General features: G+C 70.2%; 3 protein-coding genes. 1 reads left to right on the top strand and 2 read right to left on the bottom strand.

The annotated features are described in order from the left end of the window. Positions 1-1,485 (top strand): ERAP1-like C-terminal domain-containing protein (locus NQ160_RS20320; protein ID WP_257516915.1); only part of this gene is annotated, 1,485 nt, incomplete at its 5' end. Positions 1,486-1,541: 56 nt separating this feature from the next. On the opposite strand, the gene NQ160_RS20315 is transcribed toward NQ160_RS20320, so the two are convergent. Continuing rightward, the gene (locus NQ160_RS20315; RefSeq protein WP_257516914.1) at positions 1,542-2,015 is read right to left on the bottom strand and encodes a hypothetical protein; all 474 of its coding nucleotides are present in this window, start codon (positions 2,013-2,015) and stop codon (positions 1,542-1,544) included. A 177-nt stretch (positions 2,016-2,192) separates the two neighbouring features. After that, the coding region (locus tag NQ160_RS20310) for a 3-hydroxyacyl-CoA dehydrogenase family protein (protein WP_257516913.1) at positions 2,193-3,818 on the bottom strand (1,626 nt) is incomplete at its 5' end.

Genomic DNA, 3,818 nt, shown 5'->3' with positions numbered 1-3,818 from the left:
GCGGCGACACGGTTCGGCGACGCCTGGGTCACCTTCGCGGCCCGCCGCAAGGCGTGGGCCTATCAGCAGGACCAGCTGCCGACGACGCATCCGATCGTCGCGGACATCCCCGACCTCGAGGCGGCCAAGCTCAACTTCGACGGCATCACCTACGCCAAGGGCGCCGCCGTGCTCAAGCAGCTGGTCGCCTTCGTCGGCGAGGAGGCGTTCTTCGAGGGTGCCCGCCGCTATTTCGCCGCGCACGCCTTCGGCAACACGACGCTGGACGATCTGCTCGCCGAGCTCGCGACGGTTTCGGGCCGCGACGTGCGGGCGTGGTCGCGTGCCTGGCTGCAGACCACGGGCATGTCCACCCTGTCCGTCGAGCGGGGCGACGACGGGTTCACCCTCGTGCAGACCGACCCGCGCCCGCATCGGCTGGGGGCTGCGGTGTACCGCCTCAGCGATGGACGCCTGGTGCGCGGCGAGGCCGGTGAGTACGACGTCGACGAGGCACGCACGCCGCTGCCGCTCCCGGGCGACGCCGACCTGATCCTGCTCAACGACGACGACCGCACCTACGCCAAAGTGCGCCTGGATGCCGCCTCGCTCGACGCCGTGCAGGCGGCGCTGTCGACGATCGCCGACGCGCTGGCGCGCGCGGTGGTCTGGTCGGCCCTCTGGAACGCGGCCAGGGACGGCGAACTGCCCGTCGCACGGTACCTGGACATCGTGCGCCGCCACGCGCCCGCCGAGTCGAACATCGCGCTGCTGACCGACGTGCTGGCCAACGCCGGTTTCGCCGTCGCCCACTACGTGCCCGAGGCACGGCGTTCCGAAGAGGGCGCGGCGTGGCTGCAGACCACGTGGCAGGGGATGTGGGACGCAGAGCCCGGCAGCGGAGCACAGCTGGCCTGGGCGCGCGCCGTGGGTCACGCCGCCGCCTACGACGGGTCGCGGGCAGCGGCGCTGCGTGCCCTGCTCGAGGGCACCGAGGCCCCGCCCCAGGCCCTCGCCCTCGACCCCGAGCTGCGCTGGAGCTGGTGGACCGCCCTGGCGACCGTCGGCGAGGCGACGACGGCGGATGCCGATGCCGAGCTGACCCGTGACGACACCGCGACCGGCCGCACCGCCTACATCGAGATGTGCGCCGCCCAGCCCGTCGCCGACGTCCGCGCTGCGGCGTGGCACCGCGCGTGGGACGACACGACCCTCACCAACGACCACCTGAGCGCCACCATCGCCGGTTTCCGCGCGGGGGGACGGCGCGACCTGATCGCAGGCTTCGATCCCGACTACTACGCCCGAATCCGCGGGACGTGGTCCGAGCGCAGCATCGAGATCGCGCGTCGCCTCGTGCGGGGCCTCTTTCCGGCATCCGAGTCGCTCGAACCCGCAGACCGCTGGCTCGCCGAGAACGTCGATGCCCCCGGGGCCCTCCGGCGCATCGTCATCGAGCAGCGCGACCACCTCGCCCGCGACCTTCGAGTGCGCGCATCGCAGTAGGCGACCGGCGGCTTGCGCCGTTGAGTCGGGGCGGGGTTCCGAAGGCCCCGCCGCCGTCAGCGCGCGTCGTCTGCGGCCGCCCCGCGCGCGACCGCGGCATCCTCGGCGAACGCGTCGTGATCGATCCTCGCCGCACGTGGGCGCAGAGCCTGGCGAGCGGTCCAATACCACCCGAGTGGCACGCTCACCGCGGAGAGCAGGGCGTTGACCAGGTAATACAGCGCCCCGCCGCCCAAATCGCCGCGCATGAGGAGGAAGAGGGCGGTCGCCACGGAGCCCACCGCCGCGCCGTAGACGACGAAGGCGACCAGGTGCACAGCGATACGCCGGGATCGACGTAAGGACCATCCGAGGAGGTAGGCGGGGAAGGAGCCCAGCACGAGAGCCGCGGCCGAGACCGGGACGTAGAACACCGCTGCGACGACGACGTAGCCTTGCAGCAGGGCCAGGTACGCGACCGTCGCGAGAACGAGGTACGCGATCCATGCGGCGACAGCCCCTCGCACGAACTCGGCGATTGTGAAGGCCATGGGGAATTCCGGCGTCCGCGGGGACGCCTGCGCGGTGATGGCGTTCCGCCCATGCTCCGGGGTGCTGATCACGGGCACGAACGTAGCACGGTCCCGATGCGGCTCCATCGCGCGTCCACCGCCGAACGAACGGCGGCCCCGAGCCGAAGCCCGGGGCCGCCGTGATGCGCGTCCGCGTCAGCGCTGCGAGATGCCGCGGATCGGCGGGGTGTGGAACGTGCCGCCGAAGACGCGCTCCGACGCTCCCTCGCGGTCGAGGTACGGCGAGGCGCCGCCATCGATGAACGGCCACCCGGCGCCGAGGATGAGGCAGAGGTCGATGTCTTCGACCTCGGGCACCACGCCCTCGTCGAGCATGATGCGGATCTCCTGAGCCAGACCGTCCTGCACACGGCGCAGGATGTCGGCCTCGGACGCCGGGGACGACCCCACCGCACCCTTGAGCACCTTCTCGGCCTGCTTGGTCCAGCCCGACACGCGTCCGGACTTGTCCTTCTCGACCACGGCGTCCAGCTGTGCGAGAGCGTGGAAGTTCTCGTTCGCGTAGAAACGATCGGGGAAGGCGGCGACCATCGTGTCCTGCACGTGGGCCGCGACCTTCCAGCCGACCAGGTCGATCAGCTGGAACGGGGTCATCGGCAGACCGAGCGGACCGAACGCGCGCTCGACCGTCAGCAGCGGCGTGCCCTCGTACACGGCTCGCGCCGCCTCGCCCATGACCTTCGCGAGCAGACGGTTCACCACGAAGCCGGGGGCATCGGCGGTGAGCACCGCGTTCTTGCCCAGCCCCTTGGCGACGACGAACGCCGTCGACAGCGCAGCGTCGGCGGTGCGCGGTGTCTTCACGATCTCGATGAGCGGCATGACCGCCACCGGGTTGAAGAAGTGGAAGCCGACGAGCCGCTCGGGGTGCGCGAGCGTGGAGCCGATCTCCTCGACCGACAGCGACGAGGTGTTGGTCGCCAGGATCGCGTCGTCGGCGATGATCTTCTCGATCTCGCCGAACACCTGCTGTTTGACGCCGACCTCCTCGAACACCGCCTCGATCACGAAGTCGCAGTCCGCGTACTGGCTCTTGTCCGTCGTGCCGGTCACGAGGCCCCGCAGCTTGTTGGCGGTGTCCGCGTCGAGGCGGCCCTTCGCCTCGAGCTTGCCGATCTCCTCGTGGATGTAGGACAGACCCTTGTCCACACGCGCCTGGTCGAGGTCGGTGATGAGCACCGGCACCTGCAGCTTGCGCACGAACAGCAGGGCGAACTGGCTGGCCATGAGACCGGCGCCGATGACGCCGACCTTGGTGACCTTCTTCGCGAGCTGCTTGTCGGGAGCGCCCACGGGACGCTTCGCCCGCTTCTGCACGAGGTCGAACGCGTACATGGATGCCGCGAACTGGTCGCCGGTGATGAGCTCGGCCAGCGCCTCGTCCTCGCGGGCGAAGCCGTCGGCCTTCGTGCCGCTCTTCGCCTTGTCCAGCAGGTCCAGCGCCACGTACGGCGACTTCGGAACGGTGCCGATCTTCGACTCGAGCATGCCGCGGGCCATCTTGATGGCGACGGGCCACTTGGTGAGACGCTCGATCTTGCCGGGCTCGTGCTTGCGGCTGACCTTCACCGCGCCGCTGAGCACGCCGTCGGCCCACATCAGCGAATCCTCGAGGTAGTTCGAGGCGGGGAAGATCGCGTCCATGATCCCGTAGTCGAACGCCTGCTGCGGCTTGAGCATGCGGTTCTGCTTCAGCGGGTTCGAGATGACGACCTCGAGCGCGTTCTCGATGCCGATCAGGTTCGGCAGCAGGTAGGCGCC

It is taken from the genome of Microbacterium sp. zg.Y909, from assembly GCF_024626565.1.
The sequence above is the reverse complement of the archived record's forward strand: the minus strand, read 5'-3'. Positions and strand labels throughout refer to the sequence as shown.